We start from the raw sequence: 25,322 nt of genomic DNA on the forward strand, positions 1-25,322 counted from the left end.
CTCCTCATTTTCAGCGCGCGCGGCGGCCCGCCGCGCGCTCGGGTGATCGGAACGCGTGGGTCAGCGCACCGGATTGCCGGGTTCGAGCGCGCGCGCCGGCTTCAGCGACGGCGCGGCCGTCTGCGCAGTCTGCTGCGGCTGCGGCTGCGGCGCGCGCCGTTCGGCACGCTCGACGCCGAGCCACGCGGCCAGAGCGGGCAGCAGGAACGCCGCGCCGAACAGGTTCACGAGGAACATGAACGCGAGCAGCACGCCCATGTCGACCTGGAACTTCAGCGCGGAAAACGCCCAGGTGCCGACGCCGATGAACATCGTGACGGCCGTGAACAGCGCCGCGGTGCCGCGCTGGCGCATCGCGTCGGCGAATGCGTCCGGCAGCGTCGCGCCGTGACGGATGTCGTGCTGCAGCCGCTCGTACAGGTAGATCCCGTAGTCGACGCCGACCCCGACGCCGAGCGTGATCACCGGCAGCGTCGCGACCTTCAGCCCGATGCCGAGCCGCGCCATCACCGCGTTGCAGAGGATCGACACGAGCGTCAGCGGCACGATGATGCACAGCACCGCGCGCCACGAGCGGAACGTGACGGCGCACAGCAGCGCGATCGCACCGAAGATCGACAGCAGCATCGCGACTTCCGCGTCGCCGACCGCCTCGTTGGTCGCGGCCATCACGCCGACATTGCCGCCCGCGAGCCGGAACGCGACGTTCGGCGTCGGGTTCTCGGCCGAGAAGCGCTTGATCTCGTCGACGATGTGCGCGATGGTCGTGCCTTCATGGTTCTGCGTGTAGATCAGCACCTGGATCGCCTTGCAGTTCGCGGTGTTCATCCCGTTGTCCGGGTCGAACGCGTTGGCGCCCTGCGTAAGCCCGTCGCTCGAACGCGGCAGCGCGGCCCAGCGCGGATTGCCCTCGTTGAACGCGGCGATGAACACCTTGCCCTGCGACGACACGCTCGTCACCGACTGCACGCCCGACACGCCGCGCATGAACATCTCGAACTTCTCGATCGCGCCCATCACCGGGTAATGCAGGCACGCATCGTCGAAGCCGGTCGTCTCGACGATCACCGACAGCACGTCCACGCCGATGTTGTACTGGTGCGTGATCGCCGCGTTGTCGATGTTGTAGCGCGAGTTCGCGCGCAGCTCGGGCGCGCCGGCGCCGATGTCGCCGATCTCGAGCTTGCGCGATTCGAGCGTGCCGTACGCAAGCAGCACGAGTGCGATCGCGAACACGCCGAGCGCCGGCGCCGGCCGCGCGAACGTCGCGAAACCCGACCACAGCCGGCTGCCGCCCGCGGCCGCCGTGCGCTGCGCGCGGGCCAGCGTGCCGCGTTCGAGGCGCGTGTACGACAGCAGGATCGGCAGGAACACCTTGTTCGTGACGATCATCAGCAGCACGCCGAGGCACGCGGTGATGCCGAGTTCGCGCACGATGTCGATCCTGATCCGCATGATCACCATGAAGCCGAGCGCGTTGGTCAGCAGCGCGACGGTGCCCGGCACGAACAGCTTGCGGAACGCGTCGCGTGCGGCGTCGATCGACGACGCGCCGCGCACCAGCGCCTGCTTCCACGCATTGGTCATCTGCACCGCGTGAGATACGCCGATCGAGAAGATCAGGAACGGCACGAGGATCGACATCGGATCGATGCCGAGCCCGAGCAGCGGCAGCGCGCCGAGCAGCCACACGACCGGCAGCAGCGCGACCAGCAGCGCGAGCGCGGTGGTCTTCAGCGAACGCGTATAGATGAACAGCAGCGCGGCCGTGACGAGGAACGCGAGTGCGAAGAACGCCATCACGCCGGCGATGCCCGACTCGACGTCGCCGACCAGCTTCGCGAAGCCGATGATGTTCACGTCGATGCCCTGCTTCGCGTACCGCGCGCGAATCTCCTCGAGCTGGCGTGCAACTGCGCCGTAGTCGAGCCGCTTGCCGGTCGCGGGATCGGTCTCGCGCAGCTCCGCGCGGATCAGCGCCGACTTCAGGTCGTTGCCGACCAGCCGCCCGATCTGCCCCGAACGCGCGACGTTGCGGCGCACCTTCGCGAGATCGTCGTGATTCGCGCTCGAGAACTGGCCCGGCACGACCACGTCGCCGCGGAAGCCGGCCTCGGTCACTTCGGTGTAGTGGACGTTCGGCGTGAACAGCGAGAACACGCGCGAGCGGTTTACGCCGGGGATGAAGAACACGTCGTCGGTCGCATGGCGCAGCGCGTCCATGAAGGCCTGGTTGTAGATGTCGCCGTCGCCTTTCCAGCGCAGGCTCACGAGGATCGTGTTCGCGCCGGGGAACGCGCCCGCGTAGCGCTCGAACACCTGCATGTACGGGTGCTGCATCGGGATCATCTTGTTGAAGCCCGGGTCGAGCTTCAGGCGCGTCGCGGACAGGCCGAGCGCGAGCGTGACGGCGATGCAGAACACCATCAGCAGCCGGCGCCGGCGGATGATCGTGTCGGCACAGCGCTCGACGAACGCGGCGAGGCGCGACGCGGGAACGGCTTCGGTGGGGCGTGACAGGTCGTTCATGGATTTCTCGGTCGATACGGACGGGCGAAGCGAAACGAACGGAAACGGCTGCGGGAGCGCGTCAGGACGGCGACATCGCACGCGGCGCGACGCCGGCCTCGCCGCCGAGCAGCAGCGCGCCGTGGCCCATGTCGAGCACGGCCGCGAGGCTTTGCACGCCGCCGAGCTTGCGCACGTCGAAGCTCAGGCCGCCGTCGCGCGACGCGACGATCGCGCCGCCCTGGCCGACCAGCACGAGTTCGCCGTCGCCGAGCTGGGTCGCGCCGAAATACGACACGGGCACGTGGCTGTCGACATGCGTCCAGGTCGTGCCGCGATCGGTGCTGCGCAGCACGTTGCCGCGCATCCCGTACGCGACCCAGTCGCCGTTCGCGAGCATCAGCGCGCCGAACAGCGAGCCTTGGTACGGCGACGGCAGCTTGTCCCAGCTGACGCCGTTGTCGGTCGAGCGCAGCAGCGTGCCGCTTTCGCCGACGATCAGCAGCGTGCCGTGGCCGTCGCCGACGATCGCGTTCAGGTGGCGGTCGCCGGCCGGCGTTCCGACCTTCTGCCACGTGAGGCCCGCGTCGTCCGAGCGCAGCAGCTGGCCGAAGCTGCCGGCCGCGAACAGCGGGCCGTCGGCCGTGCCCCAGATCGACAGCAGCGGATCGGAATGCTCGCGGTCGACATGCGCTTCCTTCCAGTGCAGGCCGGCGTCGTCGCTGCGCACGATCCGGCCGTCGTGGCCGACCGCGATCCCGAGCGTCGGCGTGACGAAGCGCACCTGCGTGAGCGTCGACGCCTGGTCGGGCGTGATCGAGGCCGGCCGCCAGTGACGGCCCGCGTCGTCGCTCAGCAGGATCACGCCGCGCTCGCCGACCGCGACGATGCGCGCGCCGGCCTTCGCGAGGCCGTTGATCTGCAGGCGGTCCGCATGGATCGCTGTGACCGGGAACGCCGGCAGCGGGCGGGGCGAAAACGCGAACAGCGCGGCGCCGAGCACGAGCGCCGACATCGCGAGTCCGGGCAAAGTTCGTTTCATCGCTTGTCTCCTGTCGGCCCGAGTTGGCGCTTTAGCGCCTACCCGGGTCCCATGCCAGTCTCCGGGCCGGCGGTCATCGCCGCGGCCTCGAATCGTTCTGCACCGCTACCGTTACTCGCCTACTTCAAACAACGCCGCAGCACCCATCCCGCCGCCGATGCACATCGTCACGACCGCATGCCGCACGCCGCGACGCGCGCCTTCGAGCAGCGCATGCATCGTCATCCGCGTGCCCGACATCCCGAACGGATGGCCGAGCGCTATCGCGCCGCCGTCGACGTTCAGCCGGTCGTCCGGAATGCCGAGCGTGTCGCGGCAGTACAGCGCCTGGCACGCGAACGCCTCGTTCAGCTCCCACAGCCCGACGTCGGCCACGGTCATGCCGAAACGTTCCAGCAGCTTCGGGATCGCGAACACCGGGCCGATGCCCATCTCGTCCGGCTCGCAGCCCGCGACCGCGAGGCCGCGAAACGCGCCCAGCGGCGTCAGCCCGCGACGCTTCGCCTCGGTGCGCGACATCACGACCACGGCCGCCGCGCCGTCCGACAGCTGCGACGCATTGCCGGCCGTCACGAACTCGCCCTGCTCGACGAACCTGCCGCCGCTCCACGACGGCTTCAGCCCCGCCAGCCGCTCGGCGGTCGTATCCGCGCGCACGCCTTCGTCGCGCGCCGCGCGCAGATCCTCATGACCGGTCGCATTGCCTTCCTTGTCGAACAGCGCACGCCGCACGTCGAGCGGCGCGATTTCCGCGTCGAAGCGGCCGGCCGCCTGTGCGTCGGCCGTGCGCCGGTGGCTCTGCAGCGCGAATGCGTCCTGCGCCGCGCGCGAGATCCCGTAACGGCGCGACACGATCTCGGCCGTTTCCATCATCGCGATGTACGCGGCCGGCTGATGGTCGAGCACCGCCTGCGAACGCGCGCGATACGCGTTCTTGTGCTTGTTCTGCGTCAGCGAGATCGACTCGACGCCGCCCGCGACGACGATCCGCGCGTCGCCCGCGCCGACGCTGCGCGCGGCGCTCGCGATCGACATCAGCCCCGACGAGCACATCCGGTCGATCGCCATGCCGGGCACCGATGCGGGCAAGCCGGCCGCCGCGGCCGACAGGCGGCCGATGTTGTAGCCCTGCGTGCCCTGCTGCGCGGCGCAGCCGATCAGCACGTCGTCGACCTCGGCCGGCGCGACGCCCGCGCGTTCGAGCGCGGCGCGCACCACGTGGCCGCCGAGCGCGGGCGCCTCGGTGTCGTTGAACATGCCGCGAAACGCCTTGCCGATCGGCGTGCGCGCGACGGAAACGATAACTGCGTCTTCCATATGTATGCAGACCCTAGAAGTAGTAACGGCTGATCGTGTCGGCGACGCAGCCGGGCTTGGCGTCGCCTTCGATCTCGACGCTCACGCGAATCCACGCCTGCACGCCGCCGTCCAGCGGCTCGACGCGCAGCAGCTCGCCGACGCCGCGCACGCGCGCGCCGACCTTTACCGGCGCCGGGAAGCGGATCCGGTCGCAGCCGTAGTTGACGCCGAGCCGCGCGCCGTCGATGCGCACGATCTGCGGCAGGAAATGGTTGACGAGCGCCAGCGTCAGGTAGCCGTGCGCGATGCACGCGCCGAACGGGCCGTCCTTCGCACGCACCGGATCGACGTGCACCCACTGGTGGTCGCCGGTCGCATCGGCGAAGCCGTCGATGCGGAGCTGGTCGATCGCGAGCCACGCGCTCGCGCCGAGCGTTTCGCCGACGGCCGCGGCGAGCTCGCCGGGATGCGCGAACACGCGCGGCGTCGCGCGCACGGGGTCGAGTGTCGTCTCCATCATGCGTGCTGGCTGCTGACCGACAGCACTTCGCCCGTCATGTACGACGCGTAATCGCTGGCAAGAAACATCATCACGTTCGCGACCTCCCAGACTTCGGCGGCGCGCCCGAAGGCTTCGCGCGACGCCAGTTGATTCAGCAAGTCGGCCGGCGCCGACTTCTTCAGAAAATCGTGCATCGCGATGCTCGGCGCGACCGCGTTGATGCGCACGCCATACGGCGACGCCTCGAGCGCCGCGCAGCGCGTGAGCGCCATCACGCCCGCCTTCGCGGCCGCGTAGTGCGCCTGTTCCGCCTGCGCGCGCCAGCCGAGCACCGATGCGTTGTTGACGATCGCGCCGCGGCCGCGAGCCTGCATGTGCGGCAGCATCGCGCGCGTCATCCGGAACGTCCCGGTGAGGCTAATGTCGATCACCCGCGACCATTCGGCATCGTCCATTTCGACGATGCGTTTCGATCCGCCGAGCCCGGCGTTGTTGATCAGCACGTCGACGCCGTCGAGCCGGTCCTGCGCGTCGGCGACGAGCGCCTGCACGTCGTCCTCGACCGCGACGTTGCAGAGCCGCCCGTAGATCCGCTGCAGGCCCGTTTCGGCGCGCAGCGTATCGACCGCCTGTTCGAGGCGCTTCTCGTGGATGTCGGAGATGAACAGCGCACGGCAGCCTTCCTCGACGCTGCGGCGCGCGGCCGCGAAGCCGATGCCGGCGCCGGCGGCAGCCGTGATCAGCACCGACTTGCCAGCGAGCAGTTGGTGGCCCGGCACATAGGCGGGCGCTTTCTGGATCTGGGGTTCGGTCATGCGTTGCCTCGCGGTTCCCTGGGCATGCCGAGCCCGCGCTCGGCCATGATGTTGAGCTGGATTTCGTTGGTGCCGGCGTAGATCGTGTCCGCACGGGAGAACAGGAACACGCGTTGCAGATAGACGAGCTTCTCGTCGTCCGGATCGATCGCGTTCGCGCGCGGCCCGAGCGCGTCCATCGCGAGCTGGCCGAGGTCGCGGTGCCAGTTCGACCAGTAATACTTGTAGATCAGCGCCTCGCGGCGCAGCGGCGCGCCGGCCGCGTCGTCGGCGCCGGACAGCATTCGCAGCGCGTTGTAGCGCATCACGCGCAGCCCGGCCCAGGCCCGGCCGATCCGCTGGCGCAGCACCGGGTCGCGGTCGGCGCCCGATGCGCGCGCGGCGTCGATCACCCATTCGAGTTCGCGGACGAACTGCATCTGCTGGCCGAGCGTCGACATGCCGCGCTCGAAACCGAGCAGCGTCATCGCGATCCGCCAGCCGTCGCCCGGCGCGCCGACGAGGTCGCGCGCGTCCGCGCGTGCGCCGTCGAAAAACACTTCGTTGAATTCGGCGCCGCCGTTGAGCTGCCGGATCGGCCGGATCTCGACGCCCGGCTGGTCGAGCGGCATCAGCAGGAACGACAGCCCCTTGTTGCCGGTCGACGCCGGGTCGGTACGCGCGAGCACGAAGATCCAGTCGGAGTCGTGCGCGAGCGACGTCCATACCTTCTGGCCGTACACGCGCCACGTGCCGTCCGCGCCTTGCTCGGCGCGCGTGCGCACATTGGCGAGATCGGAGCCGGCGCCCGGCTCCGAATAGCCCTGGCACCAGAACTGCGTGCCGGCGAGGATGCCGGGCAGGAAGCGCGCGCGCTGGTCGTCGGTGCCGCATGCGACGAGCGTCGGCCCGAGCAGCCCTTCGCCGATGTGCCCCATCCGTCCCGGCCCGCCGGCGCGCGCGTATTCCTCGTGGAAGATCACCTGCTCCGCGACCGTAAAGCCGCGCCCGCCCGCTTCGACCGGCCAGCCCAGGCCGGTCCAGCCGCCCTGCGCCATCTCCCGTTCCCACGCCTTGCGCAGCGCCGGCCATGCTTCCTCGTCGCCGGGGCCGCCGCGGTATTTCAGGCACGCGAATTCGCCGCTCAGGTGCGAGCGCACCCAGTCCGCGACTTCGTGCCGCAATTGCTGTTCGCGCGTTTCGCTGTTCATTGAAGTGCTCCTGCGCGTGCGGCGGACGGACGCGTTGCCGTCGCCGGAATCGCTGCCGCATCGCGCGCCGGTGCGCCGCCGTCGATCGCGTAATGCGCGATCCATTCGAGCAGTCGCGGCGTGCTGCCGAACTGCGCGCCCGACGCCTGCGCACGCTTGAAATAGAGATGCGGGTCGTATTCCCACGTGAAGCCGACGCCGCCGTGCAGCTGGATCGCCTCCTGCGCGCAGAACGCATACGCGTCGTTCGCGGCGGCCTTCGCGGCCGCGACGTCGGCGCGCAACGCCATGCCCAGCGCCGCGCCGCCGCGCTCCGCGTCCCACGCATGCGCGGCGCCGAGCACGGCCGAGCGCGCCGATTCGATCAGCACCATCATCTGCGCGCAGCGATGCTTGACGGCCTGGAACGATGCGATCGCGCGGCCGAACTGCACGCGCTGGCCCGTATAGTCGAGCGTCAGATCGAGGCATTGCTGCGCGCCGCCGAGCTGCTCGGCGGCCAGCGCGAGCGCCGCGAACCACGCGGCGCGCTCGAGCACGCGGGCCGCGTCGCCGCTCGCGAGCAGCGCGTCGCGGCCCACGCGGGTTTCGTCGAGCACGATGCGCGCGATCGGCCGCGTCGCGTCGAGCGTGTCGAGCGGCGTGGCGGTCAGCCCCGACGCCGTCGCGGCGTCGAGCGCGAACAGGCCGATCGACTGCCCAGCGTGCGCGATCCGCGCCGGCACCAGCAGCAGGTCGGCGCGTGCGCCGTCGATCACCTGTGCAATCGCGCCGGACAACGCATAGCCGCCGGCTGTTTCGTCGGCGACGATCGGCAGCGGCCATTCTGCGGGCGCGGCGTCGAACCGCGGGTCGAGCGGCAGCGCGAGCGTCGCGCTGCACGCGCCTGCGGCGATCTTCGCGAGCCAGCCGTGCGCCGCCGGTGTCGTGCAGCCCGCCAGCGCGGTCGCCGCGACGCATGCAGTCGAAAAATACGGCACGCATGCGATGCGCCGGCCGAGCTGTTCCATCAGCACGACCTGCTCGACCGCGCCGAGCCCCATTCCGCCTGCCGTCTCCGGCAGCGCGAGCGCGTTCCAGCCGAGTTCGCCGGACAGCGCGGCCCACAGCGCGTCGTCGCGGCCGGCCGACTGCCCGATCGCGCGGCGCACGTCGGCGGACGCGCTGCGTTCGGCGAGCACGTCGGCCGCCGCGTCGCGGATCATCGCCTGTTCGTCGGTAAGCGCGAGAGCCATCCGTCAGCTCCCGTATACACGCTGTGCGGGACGCGCGTCGGCCAGCAGGCGTGAAATCGCCGGGCCGATCTCGGCCGGCGCCCAGCGCGCGCCGCGATCGACGCTCGGGCCGGTGCGCCAGCCCTCCGCGACCGCGATCATCCCGCCCGCGACCTCGAACACCTGGCCCGTCACGTCCGCCGACAACGGGCTGCCGAGCCAGACGACCAGCGGCGCGACGTTGGCCGGATCGAAATAGTCGAAGCCGCCGTCCTCGGGCTTCTTCATCATCTCGGCAAACACGCCTTCGGTCATCGACGTGCGCGCGGCCGGCGCGAGCGCATTCACGCGCACGCCGTAGCGCTGCAGCTCGACCGCCTGCATCAGCGTCAGCGCCGCGATGCCGGCCTTCGCCGCGCCGTAGTTCGACTGGCCGATCGAGCCTTGCAGGCCCGCGCCGGAACTCGTGTTGACGATCCGCGCATCGACCGGCGCGCCGGCCTTCGCGGCGTCGCGCCACACGCGCGCCAGCACGTTCGACAGGCAGAAGTGACCGCGCAGATGCACGCGCATCACGTCGTCCCAGTCCGCTTCGGTCATGCTGGCGAACATCTTGTCGCGGCAGATGCCCGCGTTGTTGACGAGTACGTGCACGTCGCCGAACGCTTCGCGCGCGGTGTCGACGATCCGCTGCGCGGTGTCGATACGCGTAATGTCGTCGGCATTGGCGAGCGCGCGCCCGCCGCCGCTTCCACTTCTTTCGGCGATCTCGTCGCAGACGGCCTGTGCCGCGTCGTGCCGGATGTCGTTGACGACCACCGCCGCACCTTCGGCCGCGAACGCGAGCGCGTATTCGCGCCCGAGCCCGCCGCCCGCGCCGGTGATGATGACGGTGCGTCCATTGCAGATTCCCATGCTGATGCCTCGTGGATCGTGAAAGAGGTCGCGCTCACAGGCGCTCGATGATCGTGACGTTCGCGAGGCCGCCGCCTTCGCACATCGTCTGCAATCCGTAGCGGCCGCCGCTGCGCTCCAGTTCGTGCAGCAGCGTCGTCATCAGCCGCGCGCCGGTCGCGCCGAGCGGATGGCCGAGCGCGATAGCGCCGCCGTTCGGGTTGGTCTTTTCGTGCGGAAAGCGCGTGTCGGCGAGCCACGCGAGCGCGACCGACGCAAACGCCTCGTTGATCTCGGCGACGTCGATCCGCGACCAGTCGAGCCCGCTCTTCTTCAATGCGGCCGCGGTCGCCGGGATCGGCGCGGTCAGCATCCACAGCGGATCGTCGCCGAGCACGCTCAGGTGATGGATGCGCGCGCGCGGCGTCAGGCCGTAGCGCTTCAGCGCCGCCTCGGACACGATCAGCAGCGCCGCGGCCGCATCGCAGGTCTGGCTCGCGACGGCGGCCGTCAGCGAGCCCCCCGGCGCGAGCGGTTCGAGCGTCGCCATCTTGTCCAGCGACGTATCGGGGCGCGGCGTCTCGTCGTGCGCGACGCCTTCGAACGGCACGATCTCGCGCCGGAAATGCCCGGCTTCGGTCGCGGCGATCGCGCGGCGATGGCTTTCCAGCGCATAGCGCTCCATCGTCTCGCGCGACAGGTTCCAGTGATCGGCGATCCGCTGCGCGGCGACGAACTGCGACACCGGCGCATCGCCGAAGCGCGCACGCCAGCCGGTGCTGCCCGAGAACGGATCGTTGAAGCCGAGCGGCGCCGCGCAGGTCATCGCGGACGAGATCGGGATCTGCGTCATGGTCTGCACGCCGCCCGCGACGACCACGTCCTGCACGCCGCTCATCACCGCCTGCGCGGCAAAGTGCACGGCCTGCTGCGACGAGCCGCACTGGCGGTCGACCGTCACGCCCGGCACCTGCAGCGGCAGCCCGGCCGCGAGCCAGCAGGTGCGCGCGATATTGCCGGCGAGCGGGCCGATCGTGTCGACGCAGCCGAACACCACGTCGTCGTATTCGTCGGCCGGAATCGCATTGCGCCCGACCAGCGTCTTCAGCACGAAGCCGCCGAGGTCCGCCGCATGCACGTGGGCGAGCCCGCCCTTGCGGCGGCCGGTCGGCGTGCGCAGCGCGTCGACGATATAGGCTTGTTTCATCGCTTGGATTCCTCGAGGTCGAAGGTCTGCGCGGGGCCGATCGGCAACGCGTCGTCGAGGATCGCGCCGGCCACGCGGGCCTTGTGGAACGCGCTGTCGCCCCAGCTTGCGGCGAGCGCCCAGATGCGTTTCATGAAGATCTGCAGGTCGAGCTCCCACGTGTAGCCGATCGCGCCGTGCACCTGCATCGTGTGGCGCGCGGCAAGCTGCGCGGTCGCGGCGGCCGCGAGCTTCGCGTGCGACACGAACAGCGCGCGCTGCGGATGATCGTCGGCGATCGCCTGCGCGGCGCGCGCGACGACCGGTCGCGCGAACTCGTAGCGGATCGCGACGTCGGCGAGCAGGTGCTTCAGCGCCTGGTACGAGCCGATCGCCTTGCCGAACTGCTTGCGCTGCGCGCTGTAGTCGATCGCGACGTCGAGCACGCGCTGCGTGAGGCCGAGCAGCTGCGCGGCAACCGCGAACGCGCCGTGATCGAACGCGCGCGCCAGCAGCGGCGCGGCTTCCTCGACGCCCGCGATGCGCGTCGCCGACGACGCTTCCCAGTCCAGCGTGAACAGCCGCCGCGACGGGTCGACGCTGTCGACCGCGCGCCACGCGCACTGCGCGGGATCGACGCGATGCAATTCGCCGCGGTGCTCGCACAGCAGCGTGTGCGCGACATGCACGTCGGCCGCATACGGGTTCACCGGATGCACGAGCGCGACGCGCGCATTCCCTTGCGCGATGTCGCACAGCAGCGCATCGCGCCAGTCGCTCGCGGGCAGCCGCGCGAGCACGCCAGCCGCTACCAGCGCGGTGTCGAGCAGCGGCTCGGGGCTGCCGAAGTAGCCGTAGGTCTGCGCGAGCAGCGCCCACTCGACTTCGGTGAGGCCGAGTCCGCCGAACGCGTCGGGCACCGACACGGCGGTCAGCCCCTGCGATGCGAACAGCGACCACAACGCGTCCGAGCGGCCGGTCGGCGTGGCCCACAGCTCGCGGATCAGCTCCGGCGTCATCTCGGTCATCAGCAGGCGCTTCACGCTGTCCGCGAGCGCTTCCTGGTCTTCATCGAATACGAAATCCATACGATGTCCGTTCAGTGAGGGTGTCGCCGGCGCGCTCACGCGCGCGGCATGCCGAGCATCCGTTCGGCGACGATGTTGCGCTGGATCTCGTTGGTGCCCGCGTAGATCGGGCCGGCCTGCGCGAACAGGAAGCCGTCGAGCCAGTGGCCGAGCGTCGCGTGCTGCGCGGCGGTCTGCGGGACGACCTCGCCGTGCGCGCCGAGGATGTCGAGCGCGGTCTGGTGCATCCGCAGGTCCAGCTCGGACCAGAACACTTTGTTGGTGCTCGACTCCGCGCCGATGTGGCCGCCCTTCAGCAGCCGGCTCGCGGTCGCGTAGGTCGACAGCGCATACGCCTGCGCATCCATCCACGCCGACACCACGCGCTCGCGCAGCGTCGGGTCGCGATCCGCGCTGTCGCGATGCGCGAGATACAGGTCGCGCAGCGCCTGCGCGGTTCGCTGGAAGCGCGCGGGCGAACGCAGCATCAGCCCGCGCTCGAAGCCGGCCGTCGCCATCGCGACCTGCCAGCCCGCGCCTTCGGCCGCCAGCCGGTTCTCGACCGGCACGCGCACGTCGTCGAAAAAGATCTCCGCGAAGCCCGTCTGCCCGTTCAGCTGCCGGATCGGCCGCACCGTGATGCCGGGCGCCGACAGCGGCACCATCAGGAACGTAAGCCCGTGATGGCGCGACGATTCCGGATCGCTGCGGAACAGCCCGAACAACCAGTCGGCCCACACCGCGCGCGTCGACCAGATCTTCTGGCCGTTCAGCACGTATTCGTCGCCGATGCGGATCGCCGTCGAGCGGATCGCGGCCATGTCCGAGCCCGCGTTCGGCTCCGACCAGCCTTGCGCCCACACGTGTTCGCCGGCCGCCATCGCCGGCAGGAAACGCGCCTTCTGCTCGGCGGTGCCGAAGTCCATCAGCGTCGGGCCGAGCAGGAAGATGCCGTTCTGGTTCACGCGCATCGGCGCGTCCGCGCGCCAGTACTCCTCCTCGAAGATCAGCCACTCGATCAGGTCGCAGCCGCGCCCGCCCAGCTCGCGCGGCCAGGTGACCATGCTCCAGCGGCCCGAGTGCAGCGTGCGCTCCCAGTCGCGATGCGCGGCAAAGCCCGCCTCGGTATCGAAGCTCGGCAGCCGCTCGCGCGGCACGTGCGCGGCGAGCCAGTCGCGGATTTCCGCGCGGAACGCCTGCTGTTGCGGCGTATAGGTCAGGTTCATGCGCGTGCCTCCTGCGCGGTTGCCGGTGCGGCCGACGCATCGAAGCACGCGTCGCGCTTCTCGACGAACGCGGCGCGCGCTTCCGTCGAGTCGTTCGTCATGTACGCCTGTAGCGTGAAGCCCTGCTCCCAGCGATATTTGTCCTCGAGATCGCCGTCCTCGACGCCGTTCAGCGCCTCCTTTGCGAGCCGCACCATCGCGGGGCTCTTGGCCGCGATCCGGCGGGCGATCGCGAGTGCCGCGTCGCGCAGCGCGTCGCGCGCGACGACCTGCTCGAGCGCGCCGAGCCGGTATGCCTCGGCCGCGTCGATCATCTCGCCGGTGAAATACATCGTGCGCACCTTCTGCACGCCGAACAGCCGCTGCAGGTGCGCACCGCCGCCCATCGCGCCGCGGTCGATCTCGGGTACGCCGAAGCGCGCGCAGTCGGCCGCGACGACGATGTCAGCCGCGCCGCAGATGCCGATCCCGCCGCCGAGCACGAAGCCGTGCACGGCCGCGATCACCGGTTTCGGGTTGCGGTGCACCGCGCGGAACGTCTCGTAGTTGCCCGCGTTGACCGCCACGATCCGCTCCGGATGCGCGGCCAGTTCCTTGATGTCGACGCCCGCGCAGAAGCCGCGCCCTTCGCCGCGCACGACGATCGCGCGCACGTCGTCGTCGGCGCCGAGCGCATCGAGTGCGCGGGCGAGCGCATGCCAGCCCTGCGCGTCGAGCGCGTTGACGGGCGGATGCGCGATCACCAGTTCGGCGATGCCGTCGGCGCGGTCGATCCGGAACGGCGTCGTGCCGGCCGGTTGATTGGATGGTGTCATCTCCTCTGCCTCCCTGTGATGTCGTTCATGCAGGCTGCGCCGCAGCCGCGCCGCGCAGCGCGGCCAGTGCGTCGAGCCGCGCGCCGGCTTCCGCGACGATCCGCGCGATCAGCGCGTCGCACGATTCGATCGCGCCGATCATCGCGGCCGCCTGGCCGCTCGGCAGCACGCCCTCGTCCGGACGCCCGTCGACGATCGCGCGCTGGATCAGGAACGGCGCGTTCGCAGCCATCAGCGTCTGGCTGGCGGTGTAGTCGTGCGAGCGCAGCGCCTTGAGCGCGAGGCCGAGCATGTCGCCGGTGCGCAGCCCGCTGCGGCGCCGCCACGCCTCGGCCGTCTTCAGCGCGAACAGCGTGCGGCGCAGCGGGCCGAAGCGTTCGAGCTTCAGCAGGTACGGGTTGTCGATCATGCGTTGCGGCAGCCCGTCGAGCGCGTCCGACACGCGGATGCGCGCCGGATCGGCAACCGCGACGTAGCGCTCGAGCGTGTCGCGCGGCACCGGCGATTCGGCGCTCATCAGGAAGCGCGTGCCCATCGCGATGCCGGCCGCGCCGTACGCGAGCGCAGCCGCCAGCCCGCGCCCGTCGAAGAAGCCGCCCGCCGCGACAACCGGCACCTGCACCGCGTCGAGCACCTTCGGCAGCAGCAGCGTGGTCGGCACCGCGCCCGTGTGGCCGCCGCCTTCCGCGCCCTGCACGGTGACGATGTCCGCGCCGAGCTCGACCGCCTTCGCCGCATGCTTCGGTGCGCCGACCGTCGGCATGCAGACGATGCCGGCGTCCTTGAAGCGGCGGATCGTCTTCGCGTCGGGCCCGCGGCCGTAGCTGACCGCGCGCAGCCGGTGCTTGATCGCGAGATCGACGACCTGCTGCGCATTCTTCTGGAACATGTGGAAGTTGATGCCGAACGGCTGGTCGGTCAGCGACTTCACTTTCAGGATCTCGGCCTCGACCTGGTCGGGCTCGAGCGTCGCGCCGGCCAGAAAACCGAAGCCGCCTGCGTTGCCGGTCGCCGCGACCAGGCGCGCGTCGGCGACCCAGCCCATCGCGGTCTGCACGATCGGATAGCGGCAGCCGAGCAGGTCGCACAGCGGCGTATGAAGCGTCGTGCTCATGCGGCGGCTCCGTTGATGGCGGCCGGCGCCGCCGACGCGGTCGCCTCGCCGCGATCCGCGCCGTTCGGCTGCCGCTGCGAGCTGGCCATGCTGCGCGCGTCGTAGCCGCCGAGGCGATCGCCGCTGACCAGTTCGTTGTGCGCATGCGCGAAGTGGTGCCACGCGAACGCCGCGTCCATCGCCGCGCGCTTGCCCTGCAGCTCCTCGACGTGATTCAGCGCCTGCTTGGTCAGCGTCAGCCCGAGACGCGGCATCGTCGCGATCTTCGCGGCGATCGCATAGGTCGCGTCGCGCAGCCGCTCGCGCGGCACCACGCGGTTGACCATCCCCATCTGGTACGCACGCTCGGCCGGCATCCGCTCGCCGAGAAACAGGAATTCCTTCGCGATGCGCGGGTTCAGCTCGTACGCATGCGCGAAATACTCGACGCCCGGAATCCCCATCCGCACGACCGGATCCGCGAAGAACGCGTCCTCCGACGCGACGATCAGGTCGCACACCCACGCAAGCATCAAGCCGCCCGCGATGCACGCGCCCTGCACCATCGCGATCGTCGGCTTCGGCAGGTCGCGCCAGCGGCGGCACATGCCGAGGTAGACCTCCTGTTCGCGCGCATACAGGAACTCGCCGCCTTCCTTGTCGACGTGGTCGTACCACAGCGACGCGCGCTCGAACGACTCGTGGATGTCGCGGCCCGGCGTGCCGATGTCGTGCCCCGCCGAGAAATGCTTGCCCGCGCCCGCGAGCACGATTGCCTTCACCACGTCGTCGTGCGCCGCGCGCCGGAACGCCGCGTCGAGCGCATAGGTCATCTTCGAGTTCTGCGCGTTGTGGTATTCGGGGCGGTTCATCGTGATCGTCGCGATGCCGTCCTCGACCGCGTAGTCGACGACACCGTCGCCGAACGTCATCGGGGTCGCTTCCATGTCGGACCTCATCCCCGGCGCGGCGCCGGATTGTCGCGCACGATCGCCGCGCGCAGGTTGTGCGGATCGAGCGCACGCACGATGCGCAGGTCTGCCGCGCTCGGCGCGGGCGTCGTGCCGAGTTCCGGATGCGCAACCAGCGGGAAGCCGGTCGCGTCCTGCACCTCGGCGAAGCTGACGCCTGGGTGCAGCGAGCGCACGCGGATCGCGTGGTCGGGGCCGCCGAAATCCATCACGCACAGATCGGTGACGATGCTGCGCAGGTCGACGAAGGTCTTCATCCCCGGCACGCGTCGCGCCGGGTTGTAGCCGACCGTACACACCATGTCGACTTCGCCGGCGACAAACGTGCGCTTGCCGTGGCCGCTGACGAAGAACGAGTTCGCATGGTTCGTCGAGTTGCCGGGAAAGCCGCGCGCGCCGAGCAGCTGCGTCTTCGGACGCGCGTAGTCGTCGCCGAGCCACGAGATGTTCGCCTGGCCGAAGCGGTCGATCTGCGTCGGCATCACGAGCGCATGCCGGCGGCCGTGCCACAGGCAGTCGAACACGCGCTCGTAGGTCATCCAGCCGCTCGCCTTCACGCGATAGCCGTCGGGGCGCGGGCCGAGCGGCACCGGCTCCTCGACGAGATACGCTTCGCCGTCGGTCAGCATCAGCCCGTCGTTGTACGCGAGCCGCGCGAGGCCGGCCGCGAGCCGCGGGCCCGTGCCGATGCCGGTTGCCAGCACTTCGCCGTCGTCGCGCCAGAGTTGCGCGGCCGCGACGATCATCAGTTCCGCGAGGGAATGGTCGAGAGATTCGCTCACAGGCGCTCCTTTACAGAATCGGCAACGGCAGCGTCGTCACATGCGACAGCCCGCCGACGCCTTCGAGGTACTGACGTTCGTCGCGGCCGACCACGTCGCGCAGGTACGCCGCGGTTTTCTCGTCGTGTTCCGCGCTCGCGCAATACGCGCGCAGGTGCGGCAGGTCCCAGCCATAGGCCGGCGCGCACGAGGTCGGGTGTGCGCCGCCCGGTGCGTGCACGACGCCCGTGACGAGCGAGCGCTCGAACGGATTGCGTTTCGCGGCGTCGAGGTCTTCGCTCGCGAGCGACGCGTCGAGCGTTTCCGCCGATACGTAGCAGCGTTGCGCGGCGCGCGCCATCCACGCGTCGAAGAACGGATCGGGGCCGTCGATGCGCGTGTTGCCCTTCCAGTCGGCCGCGTTCACGTGCAGCAGCGCGACGTCGAGTTCGAGCGCCGGCATCGCGAGCAGCGTCTCGCCGTCGTCGTACGGCGATTTCACCGTGCGCAGCCCGGGCGCGTGATCGAGCAGCGCGGTGCCGAGCCCGGCGCGCGTCGGCAGGAACGGCAGGCGCGCGGCGGCCGCGCGCAGGCCGAGCTGCAGCATCCCTTCGTCGAGTTCGAGCACGTCGACGCGGCCCTGCTCGCGGGCACGGCGGAAATGCGGTTCGAGCGGAATCGCGTCGAGCGACACGAAGCCGAACACCACCTTGCGCACCTTGCCGGCCGCGCACAGCAGGCCGACGTCGGCACCGCCGTACGCGACGATCGTCAGGTCCTTCAGGTTCGAGCGCGCGATCTCGCGCACCAGCGCCATCGGCTTGCGCCGCGGCCCCCATCCGCCGATGCCGATCGTCATGCCGTCGGCGAGCTGCGCGATCACGTCGCGCGCGGACATCGTCTTGTCGAGAGGTTTCATCGTCATCGTGCTGGCTTACCGGTATCCGATGCTGAAATCGTGGCCCCACTGGCTCACCTTGGTGGCCTCGAACACCGCGTGCTTCGACCAGTCGACGGTCAGGCCGCCGCAGCCGTATTCGAGATCGAAGCCGCCGGGGGTCTTCATGTAGAACGAGATCATCTGGTCGTTGCAGTGCCGGCCGAGCGTCGCGGACAGCTTCACGTCGTGCGCGGCGACGCGATCGAGCGCGCGCCCCACTTCGTCCATCGAGTCGACTTCGGCCATCACGTGCACGCAGCCGGACGGCACCGCCATCTCGAACAGCGCGAGGCTGTGATGGCGCGCGTTGCGGCAGTGCATGAAATGGATGCGCTTCTCCGGTTCGGCCGGATCGGGCGTGAACTTCACGCGGTAGATGTCGGACAGCTCGAAGCCGAGCACGCCGCGCACGAACGCGTCGGTCGCGTCGAACTGCGGCGCGGGCAGCACCGCGTGGCCGAGCCCCATGCCGCCCGTGACGAAACGCGGCACGCCCAGCGGCGACGCGAAGCGGCGGAAGTCGCAGCGCGCGCCCCAGTAAAGCTCGTGGCGGTTGCCGGACGGGTCGGTGCACCACGCCATCGCCTGCACGCGGCGCAGCGCGGCCTCGTCGCGGCTGGCGCGCACGGCCTCGACGCCGGCCTGTTGCAGCGCAGCCAGCGCGGCGTCGAACGCGGCGCCATCGGGCAGTTCCCAGCCCGACGCGAAATAGCGGTCGGTCGTGCCGGGGACGATCAGGTAGCGAAAATCGCGCTCGTCCATCTTCAGGTACAGCGCGCCGTCGGGCGCGTCGAGCGCCTGCATGCCCAGCACGTCTTCCGCGTAGCGGCGCCACGCATCGACGCGGGTCGCCTCGACGACCACGTAGCCGAGTGCACGGACATCGATCATGTCGGCCTCCTCCTGGTTCAGAATCCGTTGTTCGTGAAGGGATTCTGGCCGCTCGGGGATGGCGTCACATCGTCTGTTGGGACGAGAGGCGGCGCGGAACCGGGAAAGCGCGACGACGCGCGAAAGCCCGGCGGGACGGGTTTCGCGGATAGAAACGAACGGGGAACGGGGGTAGCTTGCCGCCGCCGGGTTGCGGCGCGGCAAACGGCATCAGTCGAACGGGTTCAGGAGTTTCACACCGGTTCGCGCGAAATCGCCGACGTTGCGGGTAACGACCGTCAGGTCGTGGATCAGCGCGGTGGCGGCGATCAGTTTGTCGAGTGCGTGATCGGGCTGCGGCACGCGCAGGCGGCCCCAGAGCTGCGCGATTTCGGCGTCGACGGTCAATACATGGCGCGCGTGGTCCTGCACGATCGTCGCGAGCCACGCGTCGAGCCGCGCCGCCTGTTTCGCGTCGCCGCGAGAGCGCACGAGATCGACGCCGCGCTGCAGCTCGGAAATCGTCACGATCGACAGGTACAGCGGGTCGTGGTTGTCGCGCGCGTGCCGGAAGAACGACAGCACGCCGGCATTGGCGCGCGATTTCTTGCGTGTTTCGCTGATGACGTTCGTGTCAATCAAATACATGAGAACCCTCGCCGGAATCGTCCCGGCGCTCGAAATCGGCGTCTTCGCCCACGTTCGGCATGCTTGCCAGCACCTCGGCCAGGCTTCTGCGTTTCGGGCGGTGCAGCGCGTCGGCCAGGATGGCCCGATGCTCCGCTTCCGCACTGCGGCCGTGCGCCGCGGCCTGCTCACGCAGACTCTGGATGACGGTCTTGTCTACATTTCGCACCAGAAGATCAGGCATGTTTCACCTCCACTCGAATTGATAGCGATGATATCAATCGGTGTAAGAAATGCAAGCATTGCTATCACCCGATGGCCGTCCGGCTTTGCTACCGAACGCAGACCAACGCCGGCGTTCAGTGCGCCGGACAGGTTGGACTGCTGTCTGCTGCAATGTAGACGCCCGGCACCGGCAGCGTAAGCTGGCCGTCCGGCCAGCGCGGCGCCCCTCAGAACCGATACGAAATCCCGATCTGCAAAACCGGATACCACCGATAGCGCGACATCACCTTGTTCAGTTCATCGAGACCGCTCGCAATCAGGATCTGGCTCTTGACCGGGCCGGCCGCGGCCGCCAGTTCCGGCGACAGCGTATACGAGCATCTCGGCATCCCGTATGCGACGCCGAGGTCGGCGACGAACCCGAGCCCTTTCGACGCAGGCCGATGCCCGTAGCCGATCCCGACATACGGCATCACGGTCGGATAGCGCGCCTGCGCGGTCGCGTACATCCCCGGCAGCGCCGGATAACGCTTGCCGCCGAATGTATAGGTGCCGTTGGTCGGCACCGACACGCCGGTGACCTCGTCGTCGTTGAAGCGCAGCCCGACGGTGGCGCGAAAGCCGCTGCCGCGCCACGGGAAGATGTCCGCATACAGGCCGCCCTGTCGCAGTTTCACGTCGTCCTGATAGAGATTGCCGGCCACCGAGAAGTCGTGCGACAGGTTGATCGCATTGAAGTCCGCGTGCGCGCCCAGCATCGAATTGAAGCTGACCGCTGCACCGATGCCGGCGCCCTGCGTGCCGCCTTGCAGGAAAATCTCCTGCGCATGCGCGCTGACCACGAACATCGCCCCCAGCACTACCCATTGGTTCATTGTGATTTTCACGGGCGTCTCCCCCGATAGGCGCCGGGCGCGCATGACCGCCGCACGCGATCGCTGTCGCGATGCATCGCGCGTCCCCGACACGGCACTTCGCAAGCAAGCTTGCTTTTCGACGGATCGATCGCGTGTTGCCCGGTCGCGTTGCCGATACGGCACGCTCCGCACGTGCCTCGCGACAGGCGGCCGACCGCGGTGAATCCGGTCCCCGTTTGTTTCGTTTTCCGCTGCGTCGACGGCCGCCCATGCATCGCCGCGCAGGCCCGGCACGGTTTGCATGGACGCATCGACTTCATCGCAAGCGATGTGCCATATCGCGCAAGGTGAATCGGGGCAAGCGTTGCCGCGATCCGGCGCACGCGATGCGGGCCGGAATCGGCGGAAATGTTTCAGGAACGTATCGATATTCGATGCGCGTCGACGGAAGCGCGGCGTCGAGCGGATCGGAGGCGCGCGACGCGATAGCCGCCGGACCAAGCCGGGCGGCATTCAAAGCGCGCAAACGCGTCTCGACGACGCATCGCGCGCTGACGTCCATCGTCGAAAATGTTGCAGCGACGTGACCTCGGGCGGGTCAAAGGAAGTGCGGATGCACGCTCGTCGCCGCGAAGGCAGGGAGACTACCGATGTGTGCGCATCCATCTGTCGCGCCTGAAGCCGGACGATGCGCGTCGAGCCGAGCGTCGCGGCTCAGCGTTTTCTGGAACGCTTCCGCGAAGTGTTCCAGAAAACGCAGCAGTCGCGTCGGGCCGAAGAAACGCAGGCTGTTCCATTCGGCTGGAGGTGCTGTTCCAGCGCAATGCCGCCGTTCTGCACGAGCGGCTCCCGCCGAACCTCACCCCCGCATCCCGACCACCACACCCGCCGCGATAATCACCAGCACGAGCAGCGAAAGCAGCGCATACGTCCGATCACGCTCGCGCACGAACCACCCGAGCAGCAATACGACGCGCGCAACCGGCAGCAGGATGAACAAGCCGACGCCGGCCTTCGCGAATGCCGCGCCGCTCCGCGCGAATTCGCTCGCGCCCGCCGCCGGCTGCCACGCGCCGAGCAGCATCCCGACGGCGATCAGCACGCACGCGCACACCGTGCCGCCGCGGAGCAGCGCGGCGACGGCCCGCTCGCGACGTTCGACGCCGTCGGCCGCGCGCGTCATGCTGCGCCTCCGGGCGCGTGCACGCCCAGCGCGGTCGCGAGCATGTCGATCGCGAGCAGCAGCAGCACGACGACGAAAAAGACCCGCAGCTTGTCGGCCGGTACGCGCATCAGCAGACGCGCGCCGACGATCGCACCGATCACCGAGCCGAGCGCGATCGGGCCGGCCACGCGCATGTCGATGTCGCCGCGCACGAAATAGGCGCCCGCGCTCGCCGCCGCCGTCACGCCGATCATGAAGTTCGACGTGGCCGACGACACCTTGATCGGCAGCCGCAGCGCCGTATCCATCGCCGGGATCTTCAGCACGCCCGAGCCGATGCCGAGCAGCGCGGAAATCAGGCCTGCGCCGTACATCAGCGCCATCCCGAACGGCACGCGCCCGACCTGGTAGCGAATCTCCCGGCCCGACGCCGGATCGGGAAAGCTCGCATGCAGTCGCAGCACGCTTGCCCAGCTCGCGGCATCGGGCGGGCCGTCGGCACTCGCGTCGCGACGCCGCGCCAGCATCTGTTTCGCGGACACCGCGAGCACGCCCGCAAACAACGCATACAGGAACGCCACCGGCACGCGGCCGATCAGCAGCACGCCGGTGAGCGCGCCGAGCGTCGTCGCCGTTTCGAGCACGATCGCAAGCCGGACGTTGATCAGTCGCCCCTTCAGGAACGACGCCGCGCTGCTGCACGAGCACGCGATCACCGACACGATGCTCGCGCCGATCGCCGTCTGGATGCCGACGCCGAACAGCAGCGTCAGCAACGGCACGACAAAAATCCCGCTCGCCATCCCGAGCACGCCGCCGAGCGCGCTGGCGCCGAATGCGGCGACGAACAGCCACAGCGCTTCCATGCCGCGCGCCCGCTACGAGCGCTCGCCGGCGCGCCGGCTCAGGCGCGTGACGAAGCGGATCAGGTCGCCGCGGTAATAGAGCTTCTCGAAGTCGATCGGCCGGTTCGCGTGCGTGTGCGACGTGCGTTCGATCAGGAACACCGGACTGCCGGGCGCGATCGCGAGCGCCTGCGCGACCTCCGGCGGCGCCGCGACGGCCTCGAGGCGGTATTCGGCATCGACGAGCGGCACGTCGTAGCGCTGCTCGAGCAACGAGAAGATCGGTTCGGCCTCCAGATCGTGCGCGACGATCTGCTCGCCGAGTTCGCGCGGCAGATAGGTTTCGTCGAACGACACCGCGACGCCGTCTGCCAGGCGCACGCGCCGGATCCGCATCACGTCGGTGCCGGGCGGCAGCGCCAGTTGCCGGGCGACTGCGGCATCGGCCGCGACGATCCGCTGGTCGACGAGCCGCGCGGTCGGGGTCCGTCCGAGCGCGTGCATGTCCTCGACGAAGCCGGTCAGCTCCGTCAATTCCTGCGTGATCTTCGGTTCGGCGACAAAAGTACCCTTGCCGCGCCGAATCTCGACGAGACCGCGTGCAACGAGGTTTTCGACCGCCTTGCGCACGGTCGTCCGGCTCACGCCGAAGCGCTCGATCAGGCGCTCCTCGGGCGGAAGCTGGCTGCCGGGCGGCAGCGCGGCGGTCGAGATTTCGGCGGCCAGCGCGGCCTCGACTTTCGCATAGAGCAGCGCGGTATCGGATTCGGGTTTCATGCCAGACATCATGACGTCACGACGTCATGATGTCAATCGGTCGTTACAGCCCGTAGCCGCCCGAAACATTCAACTGCTGCCCGGTGATGTAATCGGCCCGGTCCGACGCCAGAAACACCGCCGCGCGGCCGACGTCGTGCGCCTTGCCCCAGCGCTTGAGCGCGAGCATCTTCTGCGTTTCGTCGATCCATGCCTGGTCGAACTGCCCTTGTTCGAGCAGCACCGGAAACATCCCCGCCTCGATCACGCCGACCAGGATCGAGTTCGCGCGAATGTTGTAGCGGCCCTCCTCGCGCGCGAGCCCCTTGACCAGCGCCTCGTTCGCCGCCTTCGGCGCGACCGACAGCCCGTCGCGATCGGGCCAGCGCAGATGGCCGGCCGAGCCGAGCGTCACGAACGAGCCGCCGCCCGACGCGCGGAAATGCGGCAGCGCCGCCTTCGCCGCGCCGAAGAAACCGATCGTCTCGACCTCGATCGCGCGGCGCCAGTCGTCGTGCGTCAGGTCGCCGATATGGCGCTGGTTCACGAACGGGCCGGCCGCCCACACGACCGTATGCACGCGGCCATGCGCGTCGATCGCGGCCGCGAACGCGGCGTCGAGCTGCGCGGGATCGGTCACGTCGACGCGATGCGTGGTCGCCGCGACGCCTTCGTCGCGGATGTCGCGCGCGACGCGCTCGGCCACGTCGGCCTTGCTCCGATAGCCGAGCGCGACCGGCACGCCGGCGCGCGCGAATTCGAGCGCAACGCCCTGCCCGATTCCGCCGCTGCCGCCGAACACCAGCACCGCGCCCTGCGGAAATCCGTTGTCGTTCATCCGTTCATCCCGTTGAAGTGGCGTGGCGGCGCTCAGGCCGCCGCTTCGCTATCCGCGCGCAGCCGGTACTTCAGCACCTTGCCGGCCGCGCTCGTCGGCAATTGCTCGACGAACGTGAAGTGCCGCGGCACCTTGTAGTTCGCCATGTTGCGGCGCGCCCAGTCGTTCAGTGCGTCGGCATCAGCGTGGGCGCCCGGCCGCAGCACGACGTACGCATGCCCGACCTCGCCGAGCCGCGCATCGGGCACGCCGACCAGCGCGACCTGCGCGATCGCCGGATGCGCGGCGAGCAGCCGCTCGATCTCGGCCGGATAGCAGTTGAAGCCGCCGACGATGAACATGTCCTTGATCCGGTCGGTGATCTTCAGGTTGCCGTTCGCGTCGACGCAGCCGAGATCGCCGGTATGCAGCCAGCCGTCCGCATCGACGGTTTCGCGCGTCGCATCCGGCTGGCCGAAGTAGCCGCGCATCACGTTGTAGCCGCGCACCCAGATCTCGCCGGTCTGATCCGGCCCGAGCGCCGCGCCGCCCGGTCCGGCGATGCGCAGCTCGACGCCCGGCATCGGCCGGCCCGACGTCAGCGCGACCGTCTGCGCGTCGTCGCCTTGACGGCACAGCGTCGCAAAACCGCACGACTCCGTCAGCCCGTAGCCGGTCAGCACCGTCTCGAAGCCGAGCTCCGCGCGCATCCGCTCGATCAGGCTCGGCGCGATCGCGGCCGCGCCCGTCACCGCGATCCGCAGCGACGACAGGTCGCGCGTCGCGCGATCGGGCGCATCGAGCAACGCGTAGTACAGCGTCGGCGGGCCGGGCAGCACCGATACGCGGTCGTCGGCGACGCGTCGCAGCACGTCGGCCGGCTGGAACACGAGGTGCGGCAGCACGGTCGCGCCGCTCGACAGCGCGGCCAGCCAGCCGGCCTTGTAGCCGAACGTATGGAAGAACGGATTGACGATCAGGTAGCGATCGTCCTGGCGCACGCCGGCGATGTGCGCCCACGCCTGCGCGGCGCGCAGGTTCTGGCCGTGCGCGGTCATCACGCCCTTCGGGCGGCCAGTCGTACCCGACGTGAACATCAGGTCCATCACGCTATCGGGCGTCACCTGCGCTTCGCGCGCACGCACCGCGTCGAGCGGAATCGCCGCGCCGCGCGCGAGAAACGCGTTCCAGGTTGCATCGTGCGCGCCGGCCGGCGGCTCGCCGTCGAACACGACCACGCATTCGAGCGTCGCCGGCCGGTGCGGCGCGAGCATCGCCGGATAGGATTCGCCGAGGAAGGTGCCGCAGCAGAACAGCAGCCGTGCGCCGCTGTCCTGCAGGATGCCGCCGACCTCGATCCCCTTCATGCGCGTATTGATCGGCACGAGGATCGCGCCGACGGTGTGGATCGCGAGCGTCGCGACGATCCACTGCGGCAGGTTCGGCGCCCAGATCGCGACCCGGTCGCCGGCGTCGATGCCGCTCGCGAGCAGCGCGCGCGCCGCATCGAGCCGCGCCGCATCGAGTTCCGCGTAGGTCAGCCGGCCGTGCTCCGACTCGATCGCCGGATGCGCGCCGTGGCGCGCGGCGGCCCGCGCGATCAGCGCGGGCGTGGTCAGGATTTCGTTGTCCATCGT

26 protein-coding genes are annotated in these 25,322 nt (G+C 69.7%); all 26 read right to left on the bottom strand.

All coding sequences use genetic code 11. The annotated features are described in order from the left end of the window. Window positions 1-60 precede the first annotated feature (60 nt). A complete protein-coding gene (locus BST28156_RS06925) occupies window positions 61-2,529 on the bottom strand; it encodes an efflux RND transporter permease subunit (RefSeq protein WP_174901823.1) in 2,469 nt (822 codons plus the stop codon). 61 nt (window positions 2,530-2,590) lie between these two features. Beyond that, entirely contained in the window at window positions 2,591-3,550 is a 960-nt protein-coding gene (locus BST28156_RS06930) for a WD40/YVTN/BNR-like repeat-containing protein (RefSeq protein ID WP_174901824.1), read from the bottom strand. 111 nt (window positions 3,551-3,661) lie between these two features. Further along, complete coding sequence (locus BST28156_RS06935) at window positions 3,662-4,867, bottom strand: acetyl-CoA C-acyltransferase (protein ID WP_174901825.1); 1,206 nt, start codon at window positions 4,865-4,867, stop codon at window positions 3,662-3,664. Window positions 4,868-4,880: 13 nt separating this feature from the next. Beyond that, on the bottom strand, window positions 4,881-5,366 hold the full coding sequence (locus BST28156_RS06940) for a MaoC family dehydratase (protein ID WP_174901880.1): 486 nt from the start codon (window positions 5,364-5,366) through the stop codon (window positions 4,881-4,883). Continuing rightward, window positions 5,366-6,166, bottom strand: coding sequence for an SDR family oxidoreductase (locus tag BST28156_RS06945; protein ID WP_174901826.1), 801 nt, complete (start codon window positions 6,164-6,166; stop codon window positions 5,366-5,368). The genes BST28156_RS06940 and BST28156_RS06945 overlap by 1 nt, the downstream gene beginning before the upstream one ends. After that, window positions 6,163-7,356 carry an acyl-CoA dehydrogenase family protein gene (locus BST28156_RS06950; protein ID WP_174901827.1) on the bottom strand — a complete coding sequence of 398 codons (1,194 nt, stop codon included), beginning with the start codon at window positions 7,354-7,356 and terminating at the stop codon, window positions 6,163-6,165. The genes BST28156_RS06945 and BST28156_RS06950 overlap by 4 nt, the downstream gene beginning before the upstream one ends. After that, window positions 7,353-8,591, bottom strand: coding sequence for an acyl-CoA dehydrogenase family protein (locus BST28156_RS06955; RefSeq protein WP_174901828.1), 1,239 nt, complete (start codon window positions 8,589-8,591; stop codon window positions 7,353-7,355). Before BST28156_RS06955 ends, BST28156_RS06950 begins: the two co-directional genes overlap by 4 nt. 3 nt (window positions 8,592-8,594) lie before the next feature. Beyond that, a complete protein-coding gene (locus BST28156_RS06960; protein ID WP_174901829.1) occupies window positions 8,595-9,485 on the bottom strand; it encodes an SDR family oxidoreductase in 891 nt (296 codons plus the stop codon). A gap of 34 nt (window positions 9,486-9,519) precedes the next feature. Further along, entirely contained in the window at window positions 9,520-10,671 is a 1,152-nt protein-coding gene (locus BST28156_RS06965) for an acetyl-CoA C-acetyltransferase (protein WP_174901830.1), read from the bottom strand. Then, entirely contained in the window at window positions 10,668-11,738 is a 1,071-nt protein-coding gene (locus tag BST28156_RS06970; protein WP_174901831.1) for an acyl-CoA dehydrogenase family protein, read from the bottom strand. The genes BST28156_RS06965 and BST28156_RS06970 overlap by 4 nt, the downstream gene beginning before the upstream one ends. Window positions 11,739-11,773: 35 nt before the next feature. Then, window positions 11,774-12,943, bottom strand: a complete 1,170-nt coding sequence (locus BST28156_RS06975; protein WP_174901832.1) for an acyl-CoA dehydrogenase family protein — start codon at window positions 12,941-12,943, stop codon at window positions 11,774-11,776. Further along, window positions 12,940-13,758 carry an enoyl-CoA hydratase family protein gene (locus BST28156_RS06980; RefSeq protein ID WP_174901833.1) on the bottom strand — a complete coding sequence of 273 codons (819 nt, stop codon included), beginning with the start codon at window positions 13,756-13,758 and terminating at the stop codon, window positions 12,940-12,942. The genes BST28156_RS06975 and BST28156_RS06980 overlap by 4 nt, the downstream gene beginning before the upstream one ends. A 25-nt stretch (window positions 13,759-13,783) precedes the next feature. After that, window positions 13,784-14,872 carry an NAD(P)H-dependent flavin oxidoreductase gene (locus BST28156_RS06985; RefSeq protein WP_174901834.1) on the bottom strand — a complete coding sequence of 363 codons (1,089 nt, stop codon included), beginning with the start codon at window positions 14,870-14,872 and terminating at the stop codon, window positions 13,784-13,786. Further along, a complete protein-coding gene (locus tag BST28156_RS06990; RefSeq protein WP_174901835.1) occupies window positions 14,869-15,798 on the bottom strand; it encodes an enoyl-CoA hydratase in 930 nt (309 codons plus the stop codon). Before BST28156_RS06990 ends, BST28156_RS06985 begins: the two co-directional genes overlap by 4 nt. 8 nt (window positions 15,799-15,806) lie before the next feature. Then, window positions 15,807-16,604: a CoA-transferase subunit beta gene (locus BST28156_RS06995; protein ID WP_174901836.1), complete on the bottom strand. Its 798-nt coding sequence runs from the start codon at window positions 16,602-16,604 to the stop codon at window positions 15,807-15,809. 10 nt (window positions 16,605-16,614) lie between these two features. Beyond that, complete coding sequence (locus BST28156_RS07000; protein ID WP_174901837.1) at window positions 16,615-17,508, bottom strand: CoA transferase subunit A; 894 nt, start codon at window positions 17,506-17,508, stop codon at window positions 16,615-16,617. Window positions 17,509-17,517: 9 nt separating this feature from the next. Beyond that, entirely contained in the window at window positions 17,518-18,414 is an 897-nt protein-coding gene (locus BST28156_RS07005) for a VOC family protein (RefSeq protein WP_174901838.1), read from the bottom strand. A gap of 210 nt (window positions 18,415-18,624) precedes the next feature. Further along, window positions 18,625-19,041: a type II toxin-antitoxin system VapC family toxin gene (locus tag BST28156_RS07010; RefSeq protein ID WP_174901839.1), complete on the bottom strand. Its 417-nt coding sequence runs from the start codon at window positions 19,039-19,041 to the stop codon at window positions 18,625-18,627. Further along, window positions 19,028-19,264 carry a FitA-like ribbon-helix-helix domain-containing protein gene (locus BST28156_RS07015; RefSeq protein ID WP_060237566.1) on the bottom strand — a complete coding sequence of 79 codons (237 nt, stop codon included), beginning with the start codon at window positions 19,262-19,264 and terminating at the stop codon, window positions 19,028-19,030. The genes BST28156_RS07010 and BST28156_RS07015 overlap by 14 nt, the downstream gene beginning before the upstream one ends. 208 nt (window positions 19,265-19,472) lie before the next feature. Continuing rightward, window positions 19,473-20,120: a hypothetical protein gene (locus BST28156_RS07020; protein WP_254596353.1), complete on the bottom strand. Its 648-nt coding sequence runs from the start codon at window positions 20,118-20,120 to the stop codon at window positions 19,473-19,475. Window positions 20,121-20,418: 298 nt separating this feature from the next. Continuing rightward, a complete protein-coding gene (locus BST28156_RS07025) occupies window positions 20,419-20,664 on the bottom strand; it encodes a hypothetical protein (RefSeq protein WP_174901841.1) in 246 nt (81 codons plus the stop codon). A gap of 297 nt (window positions 20,665-20,961) precedes the next feature. Further along, window positions 20,962-21,285 (bottom strand): DUF1634 domain-containing protein, encoded by a 324-nt coding sequence (locus BST28156_RS07030; RefSeq protein ID WP_174901842.1) that lies wholly within the window; start codon window positions 21,283-21,285, stop codon window positions 20,962-20,964. Then, window positions 21,282-22,133 (bottom strand): sulfite exporter TauE/SafE family protein, encoded by an 852-nt coding sequence (locus BST28156_RS07035; RefSeq protein WP_060237556.1) that lies wholly within the window; start codon window positions 22,131-22,133, stop codon window positions 21,282-21,284. Before BST28156_RS07035 ends, BST28156_RS07030 begins: the two co-directional genes overlap by 4 nt. 12 nt (window positions 22,134-22,145) lie before the next feature. Then, window positions 22,146-22,889 (bottom strand): GntR family transcriptional regulator, encoded by a 744-nt coding sequence (locus BST28156_RS07040; protein WP_174901843.1) that lies wholly within the window; start codon window positions 22,887-22,889, stop codon window positions 22,146-22,148. Window positions 22,890-22,932: 43 nt separating this feature from the next. Further along, entirely contained in the window at window positions 22,933-23,706 is a 774-nt protein-coding gene (locus BST28156_RS07045) for an SDR family NAD(P)-dependent oxidoreductase (RefSeq protein ID WP_174901844.1), read from the bottom strand. 32 nt (window positions 23,707-23,738) lie between these two features. After that, on the bottom strand, window positions 23,739-25,319 hold the full coding sequence (locus BST28156_RS07050) for a FadD3 family acyl-CoA ligase (protein WP_174901845.1): 1,581 nt from the start codon (window positions 25,317-25,319) through the stop codon (window positions 23,739-23,741). Window positions 25,320-25,322 lie beyond the last annotated feature (3 nt).

The sequence above is a fragment of the Burkholderia pseudomultivorans genome (genome assembly GCF_902499075.1).
GTDB lineage: Bacteria > Pseudomonadota > Gammaproteobacteria > Burkholderiales > Burkholderiaceae > Burkholderia > Burkholderia pseudomultivorans.